Annotated in this window: 14 protein-coding genes; 7 read left to right on the top strand and 7 right to left on the bottom strand. The window is 67.2% G+C overall.

The window, feature by feature from the left end:
* Positions 1-6: 6 nt before the first annotated feature.
* From DKT69_RS33520 to DKT69_RS33500, 5 genes are all read right to left on the bottom strand, one after another.
* Positions 7-2052, bottom strand: a complete 2046-nt coding sequence (locus tag DKT69_RS33520; protein WP_109805423.1) for a hypothetical protein — start codon at positions 2050-2052, stop codon at positions 7-9.
* Between the two features lie 83 nt (positions 2053-2135).
* A complete protein-coding gene (locus tag DKT69_RS33515; protein WP_109805422.1) occupies positions 2136-3041 on the bottom strand; it encodes a carbohydrate ABC transporter permease in 906 nt (301 codons plus the stop codon).
* A gap of 4 nt (positions 3042-3045) precedes the next feature.
* On the bottom strand, positions 3046-4005 hold the full coding sequence (locus tag DKT69_RS33510; protein ID WP_109805421.1) for a carbohydrate ABC transporter permease: 960 nt from the start codon (positions 4003-4005) through the stop codon (positions 3046-3048).
* Position 4006: 1 nt separating this feature from the next.
* Positions 4007-5302 (bottom strand): extracellular solute-binding protein, encoded by a 1296-nt coding sequence (locus tag DKT69_RS33505; protein ID WP_109805420.1) that lies wholly within the window; start codon positions 5300-5302, stop codon positions 4007-4009.
* A 261-nt stretch (positions 5303-5563) separates the two neighbouring features.
* Entirely contained in the window at positions 5564-6427 is an 864-nt protein-coding gene (locus DKT69_RS33500) for a helix-turn-helix transcriptional regulator (RefSeq protein WP_109805419.1), read from the bottom strand.
* A gap of 107 nt (positions 6428-6534) precedes the next feature.
* On the opposite strand from DKT69_RS33500, the gene DKT69_RS33495 reads away from it, so the two are divergent.
* The 3 genes from DKT69_RS33495 to DKT69_RS33485 are packed head-to-tail and all read left to right on the top strand — an operon-like array spanning position 6535 to position 9313.
* Positions 6535-7326 carry a phytanoyl-CoA dioxygenase family protein gene (locus DKT69_RS33495; RefSeq protein ID WP_109805418.1) on the top strand — a complete coding sequence of 264 codons (792 nt, stop codon included), beginning with the start codon at positions 6535-6537 and terminating at the stop codon, positions 7324-7326.
* Positions 7327-7371: 45 nt separating this feature from the next.
* Complete coding sequence (locus DKT69_RS33490; RefSeq protein WP_109805417.1) at positions 7372-8532, top strand: glycoside hydrolase family protein; 1161 nt, start codon at positions 7372-7374, stop codon at positions 8530-8532.
* Positions 8533-8557: 25 nt separating this feature from the next.
* Complete coding sequence (locus DKT69_RS33485) at positions 8558-9313, top strand: phytanoyl-CoA dioxygenase family protein (RefSeq protein WP_109805416.1); 756 nt, start codon at positions 8558-8560, stop codon at positions 9311-9313.
* 13 nt (positions 9314-9326) lie between these two features.
* On the opposite strand, the gene DKT69_RS33480 is transcribed toward DKT69_RS33485, so the two are convergent.
* Together DKT69_RS33480 and DKT69_RS33475 are read right to left on the bottom strand one after the other, a co-directional pair.
* Positions 9327-10373, bottom strand: coding sequence for a LacI family DNA-binding transcriptional regulator (locus DKT69_RS33480; RefSeq protein ID WP_201749990.1), 1047 nt, complete (start codon positions 10371-10373; stop codon positions 9327-9329).
* Between the two features lie 86 nt (positions 10374-10459).
* Positions 10460-11473, bottom strand: a complete 1014-nt coding sequence (locus tag DKT69_RS33475; protein WP_109805414.1) for a carbohydrate kinase family protein — start codon at positions 11471-11473, stop codon at positions 10460-10462.
* Positions 11474-11660: 187 nt separating this feature from the next.
* Between DKT69_RS33475 and DKT69_RS33470 the strand changes: the two genes are divergently transcribed.
* From DKT69_RS33470 to eno, 4 genes are read left to right on the top strand one after another with little or no spacing between them, the layout of a single operon-like run.
* The gene (locus tag DKT69_RS33470) at positions 11661-12488 is read left to right on the top strand and encodes a class I fructose-bisphosphate aldolase (RefSeq protein WP_201749989.1); all 828 of its coding nucleotides are present in this window, start codon (positions 11661-11663) and stop codon (positions 12486-12488) included.
* Between the two features lie 2 nt (positions 12489-12490).
* Positions 12491-13633: a Gfo/Idh/MocA family protein gene (locus DKT69_RS33465; protein ID WP_109805412.1), complete on the top strand. Its 1143-nt coding sequence runs from the start codon at positions 12491-12493 to the stop codon at positions 13631-13633.
* A 1-nt stretch (position 13634) separates the two neighbouring features.
* Positions 13635-14642, top strand: a complete 1008-nt coding sequence (locus DKT69_RS33460; protein WP_109805411.1) for a phosphotransferase — start codon at positions 13635-13637, stop codon at positions 14640-14642.
* A complete protein-coding gene (gene eno, locus DKT69_RS33455; protein WP_309233871.1) occupies positions 14609-15949 on the top strand; it encodes a phosphopyruvate hydratase in 1341 nt (446 codons plus the stop codon). The genes DKT69_RS33460 and eno overlap by 34 nt, the downstream gene beginning before the upstream one ends.
* Positions 15950-16179: the final 230 nt, after the last annotated feature.

Genomic DNA, 16179 nt, shown 5'->3' with positions numbered 1-16179 from the left:
CACCTCCTAGGCACCGCTGGAGACCAGGGTGAAGCCGCCCGGCGCGACGGGGGCTTCGACGGTGCCCGAGCGCCCCACCACCGTGCGGACGAGTCGGCCGGACACGTCGTACGCGCGAGCTATTACCAGCTTGTCAGTGGGCAGGCTCACCTCTCGCGTCTCGAACTGACGCGAGAAACTGCGCAGCAGCGCCTGTGCGCTGGTGGAGTCGCCGACGGTCTGCACCTCGACCAGGGGCTGGACGAGGACGGCGTCGAAAGCGATCGGATGGTCACTCGCACCTTCGTGCGTGAAGGAGAGCGCGAGACGGTTCTGCCGTACGGTCACTGCCTGGGCGGTCACGATGTCGGGATAGCCCGGGCGGCTGGTGACGCCCCGGTCTCCCGCGCCACCGAGGTCGACAGTGGCGAGCGGGGCGCCGTCTGCGGTGATCCCGAGGCCGAGTTCACCCTTCGGCACTTGTTCCCGGTTGACCACCGGCAGCACCAGGTATTCGCCGTTGGCGGGTAGCTCGACGGTCACGTCAATCCGGCCGCCGGGGTCGAGGGTCACGCTGCGCCCGCTGCACTGTCCTTCGCCGGACAGGAAGGGGCAGGGGTCGCTGACTGTCGCTGCGCCGGAAAGCTTCCCGCTTTCGGCTTCGACCATCCGCCAGGTGTGCCGCTGCATCGGCTTCGCGGTGAGCGCACGCCTGGCCAGGTCGGGATTCTGGTCGAGCAGCTCCATCGACATCAGTGCGTGGGAGACCTCGGCGCCGGAGTTGGTGTTGATGTAGCCGTCGCCGGTCAGACCGTCGAACAGCACCCCATTGTCGGGGTTGTACATCGCCCGGCCGGCGTAGTTGTTGCCGAAGTACCAGCTCGCGGCGTACCCGGCCAGGGCACGGATACCGGGACGATCAGCCGCCACAGCAACCTGGTAGAGGCTTTGGACAAGGTCATCGGCTGAGAAGCCGAACTGGATGCGCCCCACGGGTGCGGGCGACCACTGGTTGTCCGGCCCACCCTGGATCATCATGTGCGGTGTGAACGTCGACACGGACGCGACGGCCGTGTTGATCCAGTCGCGGCGGCCGAGCAGCGCGCCCGCCTCGGCGAGCGAGCCGGCCATCATGTTTCCCCAGCCCGCCCAGTGCGCCCGGTACGCGGCGTTGTTCATCATCGCCCCGAACGGCCATTGGTAGGCGTCGCCGAGACTCATTTCGTTGAGGGCCTCGCCGTACTGGGCGAGCATGTGCTGCGCCCGGTCGTGAACCTGCCTGGTGCTCGCGTCCTCGGCATCCTCGGTGCTGTGGACGTAGGCAACCAGGCCCTGCATCAGGTCGGCAGTAGAGTTCACGCCGTACTTGCCCAGGAACCAGCTGGGCCATTTGAGGCCATCGACGATGTGGTACTGCCCGTACCGGTTGAGGCTCTGGCGGTCGAGGGAATCGAAGGACAGGACCAGCCGGTCCTGCAGGAACCGCGCGAATCCCGGGTCACGGTCCTTGAAGACGTCGTACGCCTCGCCGAAGGCCCAGATGGCCCTGGCGTTGGCATAACTCTCCCTATCGGAATTTCCGTCGAAGGGCACCGACTGACGGTTGATGCGGCCGTCTGGCTGCATCCACTGCTCGAAATTGCCGAGGTTGGCGCCGCCGGCCTCCTGCATGTAGGCCGCGCCGCGGAGCAACTGGTACGCGCGGTCGAGACTGTGCTGGTCTTCGCGGATCCGCCAGTGGCGCAGGTAGGCAACAGCCGCGCGGGTCGCGTCGCCGGGATAGTAGGCGCCCTGGCCCCAGGTGTCGGAGTCGGCGTCGTACGACCCTCCACCAGCCCGGGTGTAGCCGCCGTCGGAATTGTGCTGTGCGTACACCCAGACGACGCCGAACTCGGGTTCCTCCGCCAACCGGTAGGTGGTGTGGCCCTCCTGGCTTGGCGGCTTGACGGTGTCGTACAGGAAGTCGAGGTGGTCGAGGTTGGTGAGCCCATGTGCGGCGCTTTCGGCCGCCGCCGCGGGGTTGAGGGCCGGCAGCAAGGCTCCGACCAGTAGCAGCGCGCAGATTGCGCTCACTCGTCTCAGTGTCAAAGTCCTGGTAATCATTTGGGCTCCAGCCGGAAGCGGGCGTTCGAGGTACGACGAGGGGGTTGGGGTGCTCAACCCTTCACGCCGCTGCTCAGGTTGGTGGCTGAGAAATGCCTTTGGAACAGCACGAACAGCAGTACGACAGGTGCGGCCAGAACCACCGCGCCGGCGAGGATGGCGCCGAACGGATTGTCCGCGTTGCCGGCCTGCGAGCTGATGTAGTTCGCCAGCGCGACCGCGAGCGGCTGCATGTGGCGGTCTTTGGTCACCAGGAACGGCCAGAGGAAGTCGTTCCATGGACCGATGAACGTCACCAGCACCACGGTGAGCAGCGCCGGCCGGATCAGCGGCAGGGCCACGTACCGCAGCACCTGCAACTCGCTGGCGCCATCAACGCGGGGCGCGTCGAAGAGGTCCGCCGGAATGGCCAGGAAGAACTGCCGGAAGATGAACACCCCGGTAGCGTTCACTGCGCCCGGCAGGATCATCCCGAGGTACGTGTCCCCCAACCCGTAGTCGCGCACGATAAGGATGTAGAGCGGGATCAGCGAGAGCGTGAACGGCACCAGTTGGAGCAGGATCAGCACGGTGAACAGCGCCTCGCGTCCCCGGAACCGCAACTGCGCGAGGGCGTATCCGGTCAGGGCGCCCACCACCACGCTCATGATCACTACCCCACCGGTGTAGATGGCGGAGTTGAGCAGGGCGCGCCCGAGCGGGACCGTGGCGTTGATCGCCGCGTAATTGTCCAGCGACAGATCGCCTGGATCGGGGACCGCGCCGCCGGGTGAGGAGTCCGGTTCGGTCTGTAGCGAGCCGACGACCATGTAGTAGAAGGGGAAGAGGAACATGAAGGCGCCGGCCGACAGCGCGAGCAGCCGGGCCGCCTTTCCGATCGCAGCGGGTGCGCTGGCCGTCGTCGAGCTCGCGGTTGCCGCCTCGGGCGCGACAGATTGGGGTACGTGGGTTGTGGTCATCTCGTCACTCCCGCTCGAGCAGGCGCCGGTTGAGCAGGCTCAGCGCGAGTACGGCGGCGACCAGGACGAAGCCCAGCGCAGCGGCGAAGTCGGGTTTGCCCTGCTGAATTCCCTTTTGATACATGATCAGCACCGGTGACATCGAGGCGCCGTTCGGTCCGCCGCTGCCGGTGAGCAGATACGGTTCGGTGAACAGGTTCGCGCCCCAGATCGTCGCCAGGACCACGACGAGCGTGGTCGCCGGGCGCACGCTCGGCACGGTGATCGACCACCAGATGCGTAGCCGCCCGGCACCGTCGACCGCCGCCGATTCGTACAGTTGACGGGGAATGTTCTGCAGCGCGGCGAGATAGAGCACGACGAAGAAGCCGAGCTGTTTCCAGGTCACGTACAGCGCGATCAGAGGCATCACCAACGTCTCGTTGACCAGCCACGACGGCTGCGGCGCGAGGTGGCCGAGAATGGTGTTGACCAGACCGTCCCGGCTGAACAACCACAGCCACACGGCGACCACTGCCACGCTCGCGGTCACGTACGGCAGGTAGTACGCGGTGCGGAAAAACCCGCGCAGCGGCAGCACGGCGTTGAGCACGGCCGCCAAGGCGAGCGCAGCGATCGTCGTCAGCGGTACGTTGATGGCCAGGAAGATCGCGATATTCACAAACGAGCGCCGTACCAGCGGGTCGCTGAGCACGTCGGCGTAGTTGTCCAGGCCGACGAACGGCTTGGGCACATCGACGCCGGGTGCCGTGAAGAAGAAGTCATGAAACGAAATCCACAGCGCGAGCAGGATCGGGTACGCCGCGAGCACAGCCAGGAAGACCGTGTACGGCGTGACGAAGGCGATCCCAATCGGGTGCTGACCTAGCAGCCGCCGGACCGGGCGCCGGGGGCGCGGCGGCTGTTTCTTGCCCGCCACATCGCCGAGTCGTCCGGCGGTAATCGATGCGGTATCCGGGCTCATGTCACTTCTCGCCGGCGAGTTGCTCGACCTTCTGCGCGGCCTGGTCGAAGGCCGACGTGACGTCCTGCTTGCCGAAGACCACGGATGCCACGTACGCATCGCGGAAGGTCTGCCAGATCCCGATGCTGTTGGGCACGAAAGGCACCTCGGCGACCCGGGAGGCCTGGTCGGCGAAGGTCATGTAGGACGGGTTCTTCGCGAAATAGTCCGGGTACTTGTCGGGCAGGCCCTGACGAAGCGGCATCTCCCCGGTCATCTCGAGGAACTTGCCGTCCTGCTCCTCACCAGTGGCGAACTTGAGCACATCCCACGCGGTGCCCCGGTTCTTGCATGAGCTGTAGATCGAGATGGTCTTGGCGTCGGCGAACGTCCACGTCTGGTTGGCGGGCATGCCGTTCGGCGTGGGGACCGGTACGACGCCCCAGTGGAGCTTTCCGTAGGTGCTGATCGCCCAGGGGCCGGCGGAGCGGATGGCGACCTTGCCCTCGGCGAACGGGTCGGTGGTCGTGCTCACCGGATCCTTAGGCGCCAGACCCTCCTGATAGATGGTCCGCCAGAAATTCGCGACCTGTAGGCCGGCATCCGAGTTGAACTGGGCCTTGCCGTCCTTGACGAGCAGTGTGCCGCCAGACTCGGCCACGGACAGCGGGTAGAAGTCGAAGAACGACTGGTAGAACTCGTTGGTCGGAGCGGGTGCGATGGCGTACTTGGCACCGCCCTTCGCTACTACCTTGCGTGCCGCAGAGAGGAAATCCTGGTAGGTACTCAGGGGCGGATTGTCGGGGTCCAGCCCGGCCTTCGCGAAGATGTCCTTGTTGTAGAACATCATCAACGGGTTGGCCTTCCAGGGGATTTGGTAGTACTTCCCGTCCGGCGACTTGTATTGCTGTGCCACCTTCTCGCCGCTGCGCGACTCGATGTACTCGGCGGCGCCTGGGAAGGAGTCCAGCGAGACCAGGCCGCCCATGTGCTGGTAGTCGGGGGTCGCGATCTGGGCGCCGTTGAAGATCAGGCACGGGGTGTTGCCGGCGGCGATCGCCGCGGTGACCGCCTCCTCCGAGGACTTCCCGGCGGGAACTTCCTGACCGGTGATCTTCTGGTCCGGATGTTCGGCGTTCCATGCCTCGATCATCTGCTGGGCCCATTTGATCTCGGGCTCGAAGTTGGCGTACCAGATCTTGATCGGACCACGTTGGGCGTTGGCGCTGTCACCGCCAGCGCTACCGCCACCGCCGCACGCCGTGAGCAGCAGACTTCCGACGAGCAGGCCGCTGAGGATGGTTGCCTTGCGCTTCATGAGGCTTTCTCCTCCTCAAGGCCCTCGAGCGATCGCTGTGCGATGGCAGGGAAGCTGCCTCGCCCTCGAGCCGTGTAATTGAGATAACGTTACCCGGACGCTAACATCAGCTCGACCAGAAGTCATCCCCTCGAAACGAACGTCTATCGGAGAGAAGTCACGACAGACTCCTGGAGGCGTTACGTGCCCCCCACTCCTCGAGCGTCCACGATGGCGTTGACTCACGATCTGACGCACACGCCGCCACGATCCGCAGCCCCGTCAGCGTTGGTTGGGTACGACGCGACGGCTGGCGGCGGCCCGGTATTCCCGCGGGCTCACCTCGTAGCGGTGTCTGAAGCAGCGCCCGAAGTACGAGAGGCTGTCGAAGCCGCACCGTTCCGCGATCCGGCCCACCGGCTCGGCCGTGGTCGCCAGCAGCAGGGCGGCATGCGCCAGTCGGAGCTCGGTGACGTGCTCGACCGGCGTACGCCCGTAGTGCGCTCGCATGCTGCGGGCGAGGTGGCCGTGACTCACCGCGGCCAGCTCGAGCAGCCTCGGCAGCCCCGCCCCGAGGTTTTCCTCCACATTCATCGCCGCACACGCCCGCACCAGCCAGGCCGGTCGCCCCGCGGCGCCCAACGTGCCACCCTCGCCGGCTGCCAAGGCGGGCACCACCGCCGTCCACAGCCGGATCAGGTCGATGGTGCTGGGACCACGGTGGAAGAGCTCGAGCACCCGGTGGCACTCGGTCGCGACCTCACCGTCCGGTTCATCGGCCCGCACCATTGGCGGCGTCGGGGTCCGATCCCAGTCGGCCGCCTGCTCAATGCCGGCGAGATCACTCAAGGCTCGCCACAGGCCGGCCGGGAACGCGATGTTGATGAAGCGCAACTGCTCCCGGCCGGTGACGAGGAACTGGTGCCGGTCGTGCGGTCTGGCGAGTGCGAGATCACCGGGGCGCATCGGCAGGTCTGTACCCGCGATCCGCTGCACTCCCCGGCCGGAGACCACGTACATGAGCTCGTAGAAGTCGGCGTGCGAATGAGGGAAGGAGAGTTCTCGCGGCTCGTGCCCGACGAAGGCGAGCGCTGCATGGTACGGCTCGCCGCAGGCAATCTCATCGAACTTGACTACTGCGGGCATGTCAGAAATTTACAACTTCCTGCAGAGATTCTGCTAGCCCGAGTCACTCCAGCGACGAAATGCTGGGGCCGACAGCCCCCGATGAGTGACTCGAAAGGAGCATGCCGATGGGCATCCTGACCACCGACCGCGACGTCATGCGCACCCAGTACGACAGGGACGGCTATGCCGTCTTCCGCAACGTCCTCGATCGTGAACTGATCGCCGAGGCGAGCGACCACGTGGACTGGCTCCAGGCGAAGTACCCGGACCGGCGACCCGAGGACCTGAGCCACGAGTTGGTGGCGCAGGACCCGTTCTGGGTGCGGCTGGTCAGCGACGACCGGCTGCTCGATGTCGCTGAGGTCTTCATCGGCCCGAACATCGCGCTTTTCGCCTCCCACTACATCTGCAAGCCGCCCTTGTCCAACCGGCCCGTGCTGTGGCATCAGGACGGTGCCGGTTGGCCGCTGGAGCCGATGGAGGTGGTGACGCTCTGGCTCGCCGTCGACGAGTCCACGCCTGAAAACGGCTGCCTGCGGGTCCTTCCCGGCTCGCAGCGTCAGGAGTTCCATCCACTGCGACAACGACCCGACATCGACAACGTGCTCGGCGCGGAAAGCATCGTGGACATAGACGAGTCCGACGCGGTTGACCTGGTGCTGCAGCCCGGCGACGTGGAGGTGCACCACCCGAACATCCTGCACGCGAGCGACGGCAACACCTCGCAGAAGCGGAGGTGCGGCCTGACCATCCGCTACATCCCGACGTCCACCCGGATCGTCACCGACGATCCGCCGTTCGTCAGCGCACTGCTGTTGCGCGGCGAGCCGGGCGTCAACAGCTACCAGCCGCTTCCCCGGCACGTGCCGGGGTACGACTTCCCGTTCCGTGGCTGCGAGGCGTGGACGGGCAGCTGATCTGGCGGCAACGAAGGCCATCTGAGGCACAGAAGGGCGTATTCAATGGCAGAGCTCACCAACGACTTCTTCGGCACCGGCTTCTTCGACTGGCAGCGCTCCGGCCCGGACCACCTGCGGCGGCTGTACGAGAGGACTGGCTACAACGAGGCGGAGTACTGGGGCGCTTTCTCTACCGAACCGGTCGACGAAGCGACGTACGAGCTGCCGGAATGGGCGATCGGCCCGTTTGGCAAGTATCCCGGCAACCCAGTGTTCGGCCCGGCAGAAAAGGGTTGGGACCGCGGTCGGTTCGGTGGCGGCGTCCACAACGGGGCGATCGTGCGCAAGGACGGCCTGTTCTACTACGTCTACCGTGGGGAGGAGCCACTACCGGAGGGCTTCTGGGGCCAGGGTGAGCAACAGTCGATTGAGTTCGGCGAGATCGACTACATCTGCGATATCGGCGTTGCTACCAGCCATGACGGCGTCACTTTCACCCGCCTTGAGGGGCACAACCCGTTGTTCCGGCATGGCGAGGACGCTCGGTACAGCTTCGAGGATGTCTGCGTCGTCGAGCACGACGGCCGGTACTATCTGTATTGCAACCGGTGGGACTGGAAGGACGCCGAGAACCCGGCGATCAACGGCGTCTACATCGCCGTCTCCGACAACCTCGTCGATTGGCAGAAGATCGGGCTGGCGTTCCCCGAGGCTGATGAGATCCACCGCAACGCCTGCGTTCTGCAAAACCCTGAGAACCAGGCGGTACGGGTCGACGGACGGTTCGTCATGTACCTCAACAACGGCCTGATTGCGTACTCCGAGGATCTGCTGCACTGGGAGTCCACCAAGGTCGACGAGCTTTGGCCGGGCGGCGAGGGCTGCTTCGCCCTGACCGACTACTCCCAAAGTGACCCAGATCGGATTGTGCTCTTCACCGGTGGCCACCACACCGGCCATTTCTACGCCGCAGGCGAAGTGCTGCTATCCAAGTCAGACCCCGCACGCGCTGTGGACTGGCTCCCCCGGCCCGTCCTGGTCGCCGAGGAGCGATACCCGTGGGAGAACTGCCGCGACGCCGAGGAGCCGGAACGGCTGGTCTCCTGCTTCCGCGACACAATCTTCTTCACTGGCATGACCCGCCACGAGGGGACCTGGTGGCTGTACTACGGCGGCAGCGAGGTCTACACCTGTCTGGCGCAGGCAGACGCGGACACCGACTGACGCCCAAGAAGGAGGACGAAGAGAAATGCTCAGCGACAAGCAAATCGAGTTCTACCGCGAGAACGGATACCTACTGGTCCCCGGGGTGTTCAGCAGGCATGAGGCGGCCGCCTACCGCGAGGAGAGCCACCGCATGTTCGGCCGCCTTGCCGGCGATGCCGCGGAGGACCGCACCTGGGGCAGCGCCCGCGAGTTGGCCGGGGGGCGGAAAACGACCATTCAGGGGCAGCACGACGTCCAATTCCTCGCCGCCGCATTCACCAGGCTGATCGTGGACGAACGGCTGACCGGCCCAGCAGCCCAGCTCATTGGCGGCCAGAACGTGCAACTACACCACACGAAGGTATTCATCAAGCCGCCGGAGCAGGGGTCGCCCTTCCCCATGCACCAGGACCACCCCTACTTCCCGCACCACAAGCACACCGTGCTCGCCGCGATCATTCACTTCGACGACGCGCCCGAGGAGAAAGGTTGCGTGCGCGTCGTTCCCGGAAGCCACCGGCTCGGGCCGCTCGCGCACGACACGACGGGTAGCCTCCACCTGCCGCCCGACGAGTACCCGATCGAGTCCGCGCTGCCCTGCCCGGCGACCGCCGGGGACGTGCTGTACTTCAGCTACCTGACGGTGCACGGCTCCGGGGTCAACACCAGTGACGAAGCGCGTACCACGCTGCTGGTCCAGATGCGGGACCCGGAGGACCCACCGGCCAACGACGCGCACCGGTCACCGGGCCAGGGAACGATGCTGCGCGGCATCGATCCCACGGTGGCAAGACGGTGACGATTATTCTCGCTCAACCCTCGCCGGCACCGGCCCGTACGGCCGGTGCCGGCGAGCTGGCGCGACGGCCACGCGTGATCAGGTTGGTACGGATAATGCTCGTTTGCGGCCTGCCACGATAACCGCGGATCCGCCGGAACAGCATCTCCGCGGCGCGACGGCCGAACTGCTCGACGCTGTAGCCGATGAGGGTCACCGGCATCGGGAGGAACTTGCCGAAGTCGATGTCGTCGAACCCCACGATGTCCACCTCGGCGCGGCGCCGGTCCAGCTCCTCCACCACGCCCACCGTCATACGGTTGTTGCAGCAGAAGAAACCTGTCGGTGGGTTGGGGCCGTCCAGCAGCGCCGCCGCCTCCGCCGCCGCCTGCTCCGTGGTGAACGCGCCGAAGCGCAGCAGCGACTCGTCCACCTCCAGGCCGGCCGCCTCCATCGCGGCTCGGAAGCCACGTGTCCGCTCCGCAATGGTGTACAGGTCCTGTTCGTACCCGATCACCGCGATGCGCCGGTGCCCCCGGGCGATGAGTCGTTCGGTGCCGGCCGCGGCACCGCCGACGTTGTCGATCAGGACGGTGTCCGCCTCGATCCCCTCCGGTTTCCGGTCCAGGAAGACCATCGGCGTGCCGAGGTCGATCTCAGTTCGGCAGAACACGTGGTTGCTCGCGGTCGGGACCACGATCAGGCCGTCCACGCGGCGGTGACACAGCTCGACGATCAGCTCCTGTTCGCGCGCCGGATCCTCCTCGGAGCTGCCGGTGATGAGCAGCGTGTCGTGGCTGCGCGCCACCTGCTCGATCTCCCGGGCCAGCTGAGAGTAGAACGGGTTGCGGAGATCTTCGGTGACCAGGCCGATGGTGGCGGTCTCCCGGCCGGCGCGCAGGTCGCGGGCGAGGTTGTTGCGGCGGAAGCCGAGCTGCACCGCCGCCTTCAGCACCCTGTCGATGTAGTCCGGATGGACGGTCGGCTCGTTGTTGATCACCCGAGACACCGTCATGACGCTGACCCCGGCGGCCTGCGCGACGTCGCGCATCGTGGGCCGCCTGCCGTCCTTGCGAGCCATCGGCGTCACGTCGGGGATTCCGGCCCCGCCCCCGGCCGGGTCACGCCGGTTACCGAAGCTGCCACGTCTGCTCCTTGTCGTGTCGCTCACTGCTCGACTCCGGGCGATGCGTCACCTTGCAGCGTGCGCGCGGACAGTGGTCTCCCGCGCACCACGTCCGCCGCAGCCGCTGCGGCATATCGTAGGGCGGTGTCGGGCCCGACGCCGGTGAGGATCCCGTAGATCAGCCCTGCGGCCGCGGCGTCCCCCGCCCCCGTAGTCCGCGCCCGCGGCACTGCCTCCGCCGCTACAAACAGCTCCTGCTCGGCCCAGCCGGCCCGGCCCGCGAAGCACCGCCCGGCGTCCGCCAACCGCTTCTCGTCGGCGGCGAACAGGTACATCCCGCTTGGTCCGTCCGTGAGCAACACCACACCGGCGCCTCGCCCGAGCGCCGACCGCCCCATTGTCCGGGCGACGGGTTCGCCGCCGGAGGCGACGGGGCCGAGGGCAGTCAGGTCGTCCACGCTCGGAGTGAAGACGTCGACGTACGGCAGGGCCTTCGTCAGCACCGTCTGCCAGTCAACTGCCGCGGCGTCGGACCCCGGGTCCACGGTAGATAAATCGACGGATGTGGTCACGCCACATCGGCGGGCTCGCGAGAGGAGGTCCACCAGGTGTGCGCCGTCGTCGGCGTAGAGCTTCGGGAGTGCAGTGGGGTAGCCGAGATGGAGCAGGTCAACGCCCGAGAGGTCGATCCCGCTTCCGTCGAACTGGGCATTGGTGCCCAGGTGATGATAAAACGAGCGATCGCCACCCGGTGCGTCGAACACCACGGAGTAGGACGTGGCACCGGCGACGGTGAGCACCCCGCTCAGGTCCGCCCCGCTGGCGACCAGCATGTGGCGGACCAGCCGCCCCAAGTCGTCGTCGCCGACGTCGGCGGCCAGGCGCACCGGCGCGCCGAGGGAAGCGAGCCCGCAGCCGGTGTTCGCGACGCAGCCGCCCGGTCGGATCCGGAGCGGCCCGACGTCGGTCAGCTGGCCGGGGGTCAACTCGGCGAGCCTGGTCAGCTCCGGCACGAGGTCGACGCAGACGTGTCCCGCAACCACCGCACGCTTCACCGTCGTGACCTCCGTACCTTCGCTTCTCTCTGATGGAACGTTACCTGACCGGCGCTGCCCGACTCAAAGCCGCTACCTCTTCTGGCTGCCGTGCTTCGGGTTTATGGCGAATCCTCACCGATGACACGACCGCGACTCGTTGGTATGGTCCGGATAACGTTAACCCGAAGAGGGCGAGGGTATGCAGATGTACCGACTGAACCGTCTCTTCCACCCCGGGTCCGGCCGCTGCCTAGACGTCGCCGTGGACCACGGGTTTTTCGGCGAGGCCTCGTTCATCTCCGGCATCGAGGACATGCCCGCAGCGGTCGACCAACTGGTGCGGGCCGCGCCGGACGCGATCCAGCTCACCCCGGGCCAGGCGCCGCTGCTGCAGCGGCACGCCGACCGCCGCAAACCCGCTCTGGTGCTACGGACCGACGTGGCGAACGTCTACGGCAACCCGCTGGATTCGTACCTGTTCAGCCGCCACTTCCCTGACGCAGTGGAGCAGGCGGTGCGGCTGGATGCCGCCTGCGTGGTGGCGAACCTGTTGCACCTTCCCGGCCGGCCGGAGGTCCGGGAACGCTGCATCGAGAGCATCATGGCGCTGCGTGAGCAGTGCACCCGGTACGGGATGCCGCTGATGATCGAACCTCTGGTAATGCGGGACAACACCGAAGCCGGCGGCTACCAGGTCGACGGCGACACACAACGCATAGTGGCGCTGGTGCGTCAGGCCCGCGAGCTCGGCGCCGATCTGATCAAGGCCGACCCCACCGACGACGTCGACGACTACCACCTGGTGGTGCAGACCGCGGTAGTGCCGGTGCTGGTCCGCGGCGGCGGCCGGGTCGGCGACGCGGAGTTGCTGCGCCGCACCGAGGCGCTGCTGCGGCAGGGTGCGGCGGGCATCGTCTACGGCCGCAACATCATCCAGCACCCGAACCCCGAGGCGATCACCCGGGCCCTCTTGGCGCTGCTCCACGATGAAGCCACGGCCGAAGAGGCCCTGGCGATCGTCGAGAAGGGCTAGCGATGTCGACTCAACAGCGGGTCAACTTGGGCATTATCGGCGGTGGCCTGATGGGGCGGGAGACCGCCATGGCGATCGCGCGCTGGGGTGCCCTGACCGATCACCCGGTCCGCCCCGTCCTCACCGCAGTGTGCGACGTCAACCCCGAGGCGCTCGCCTGGTTCGACCGGGTCGACACGGTCACCACCACCACCGATGACTACCGGCGGCTGCTCGCCGCCGACGACGTGGACGTGGTGTACGTGGCGGTCCGGCACGACATGCACGAGCAGATCTACGTCGACACGATCAACGCGGGCAAGGACCTGCTCGCGGAGAAGCCGTTCGGCATCGACCTCGGCGCCGCCGAACGCATCGTGGCTACGGCGGAGAGCCGGCCGGACGTATTCGTACGATGCTCCAGCGAGATGCCGTTCTTCCCCGGAGCCCACGCGGCATACCAACTCATCCGGTCCGGAAGCCTGGGCACGATGATCGAGGCTACGAGCCAGCTCAGCCACTCCAGCGACTTCGACCGGGACAAGCCGCTGAACTGGAAGCGGCAACGGAAGTTCTGCGGTGACGCCGGGGTGATGAACGACCTCGGCATGCACGTCTGTCATGTGCCGCTGCGGCTGGGTTGGATTCCCGAGCGGGTGTACGCGGTGCTGCAGGACATCGTGCGGGAGCGACCCGGTCCGGACGGGCTGCCGGCGCGCTGCGACGCGTACGACAACGCGACCCTGCTGTGCTCGGTGCCCCACGACGGCACCGAGTTCCCGCTCACCCTTCACATGAAGCGGATCGACCCCGGCCAGAAGAACACCTGGCAGCTACGGGCGGTGGGGACATCCGGCGGGGTCGCGTTCTCCACGCGGTACCCGAAGACGCTGTGGCAGATGACCCTGTCCGGCAAGGAGCAGGTCTGGCAGCAGGTCGAGATGGGCAGCCAGTCGGTCTTTCCCACCGTCACCGGCGGCATCTTCGAAAGCGGCTTCTCCGACGTGATTCTGCAGATGTGGGCGGCGTTCTTCGCCGAACGGGCGGGCCGGCTCGACGACCGCTTCGGCTGCGTCACGCCACGGGAGGCGCTGGAAAGCCACCGGATCTTCCAGGCCGCCCTGCAGTCGGGCGAGACCCGACAGGCCGCCGAGATCGGAGGCTGACATGCCGCGCCATCTGCTTCGCCACGAGCAGGACGTCGCCACGTTCCTCCGGGACCGTGGCATCGTGACGGCCGCCGAGCAGGTTCAGGTGCGGGCGCTCGGCGGCGGGGTCTCCAATGTGGTCTTCGCCGCGCGTGCTGAGTCCGGCCGATACGTCGTCAAACAGTCGCTGGACCGGCTCCGGGTGCCCGACGAGTGGCTGGCGCCACGGGAGCGGACGCTGACCGAGGCCAACGCGATGCGGTTGGCGCACGAGATCACGCCGCACGCCGTGCCGGTCCTCGTCGATTGCGACGAGGACCGGTACGCGCTGGTGATGGGCCTCGCGCCGGACGGCTGGGAGGACTGGAAATTCCGGCTCCTCGCCGGTCACGCCGAGGAGTGGGCAGCGCGGGAGCTGGGGTCGACGCTGGCGCGGTGGCACTCCGCCACGGCGGGGGGCCGGGGCGTGCCAGAGCAGTTCGCGGATGCCACGGCATTCGTCGCGCTGCGCGTCGACCCGTACCACCGGGAGGTGATGCGCCGCAGGCCCGAGCTGGCCAATCCCGTCGGGCTTCTCGTCGAGGAAATGCTCCAGCGGCCGAGTTGCCTGGTCCACGGCGACTTCTCTCCCAAGAACGTGCTGGTCGGGCGGGACGCGCTGTGGGTTACCGACTTCGAGGTCGCCCACCTCGGGGATCCGGCGTTCGACGTGGGTTTCCTGGTCACCCACCTGCTGCTGAAGAGCGTGCACTGGCCGGCCGCGATCGACCGGTACCACGCCTGTGCCACCGCGTTCCTGCGGGCGTACCAGGAGGGTCTCGACCCGGCGATCACGTTGTCGCCCGAATACCTCTCCCGGCACGTCGGGTGCCTGCTGGCGGCGCGGGTCGACGGGAAGTCGGTGGCCGAGTACCTGACCGGGGACCAGCGGGCGCTCGTCCGCGACCTCGCAACGGCGCTGCTCAGCCGACCGGCCGACGATCCGGATGAGATATGGCAGCACCTGTCGTCGGTGGTGCGGCGATGAGTTCACAGATCAGCGAGGTGTTCGCGTGGGAGGCGCTGGACTCCCGGGGTCGGCCCACAGTTGGCTGTGAGGTGACGCTGCGCGGCGGCGCGCGGGGCACGGTCACGGTGCCCTCGGGCGCTTCGACCGGCGGATACGAGGTGCGCGAACTCCGTGACGGCGGCGAGCGGTACGGCGGCTACGGCGTCCTCGGCGCCGTGCGCAACGTGATCGACGTCCTCGGCCCCGCCGTCGAAGGCCTGGACGCGCACCAGCGGGACGCCCTCGACGCCACGCTCGTCGACGTCGACGGCACGGCAGACCTGTCCCGGCTGGGTGGCAACGCCGTGCTTGCCGTGTCCCTAGCCGCGCTGCTCGCCGCGGCTCAGGACGCCGGTGTTCCCTTGTACCGGTACCTCGACGACACCGGCGAGCCGCCGCTGCTACCGCTACCGATGGTCAACATCGTCTCTGGCGGCGCGCACGCCGGAGGGATGCTCGACATCCAGGACGTACTCGCAGTACCGGTGGGGGCGCCGGACCTCTCGCAGGCGATCGAGTGGGTGTGGCGAGTCCGGCACGCGGCAAGCGACCTGCTGGCGCGGCAGGGCGCACCGACGGCGCTCGTCGCCGACGAAGGTGGCCTCGCTGCTCATTTGCGCAGCAATGCGGCCGCCCTTGACCTGGTCTGCGGAGCGATCGAACGAGCCGGATTGTGCCCCGGAGCCGACGTGTCGCTAGCCGTGGACATCGCGGCCAGCCAAATCGTCCAGCCGGACGGGCGATTCCGGCTAGCCGTCGAGAACCGCGACCTGCCGAGCGCGGAATGGCTCGAGGAGGTCGTGCGATGGTGCAGGAACTACCCAGTCGTCTCGGTGGAAGACGTGCTGCACGAGGACGACTGGACCGGCTGGGCCGAAGTCACCGAACGGTTGTCCCACATCCAACTCCTGGGCGACGACCTGTTCGCCACCCACCTGTCCCGCTTAAATCACGGGATCGAACGGGGTGCCGGCAACGCCGTACTGGTCAAGCCGAACCAGACCGGCACGGTGAGCCGCGCGGAGCAGGTGGCCCGGCGAGCGCTGGACGCTGGCTACGGCTGCGTGGTCAGCGCGCGCTCCGGCGACAGTGAGGACAGCTACCTTGCAGACCTCGCAATCGGGTGGCGTGCGGGTCAGATCAAGGTCGGCTCCCTGACCCGGTCGGAACGCAACGCGAAGTGGAACCGGCTACTGCGGATCGCTGGGGAACTGGGGGAAAATAAGAGATTTGCTGGTCCAGAGTTCCTAGGCGGAAGCCGGGGTACGGGAACATCAAGCCTTTGAGAGAATTGCCGCCCTGGCCACCTAGCAGCCGCCTGACGGCCGCACCCCGGCCTGGCCATCCACCGACTCCTTACCGACCTGATGTGATGAAGGAGCGGGGCCTCCGCTCCTCGTGAATCTCGCTCTGGGCGTGCCGTTGGGCGTTCACTTGGAGGTGTTCACGTCCGTCACGACGTTGGAGGCCCCTGTGAACACAGACTACGACGGTCGGCAGGTGGTGGGTATCGATC

The organism is Micromonospora sicca (assembly GCF_003172935.1).
GTDB classification, from domain to species: Bacteria; Actinomycetota; Actinomycetes; order Mycobacteriales; family Micromonosporaceae; genus Micromonospora; species Micromonospora sicca.
This window is presented reverse-complemented; position numbering and strand designations above follow the sequence as displayed.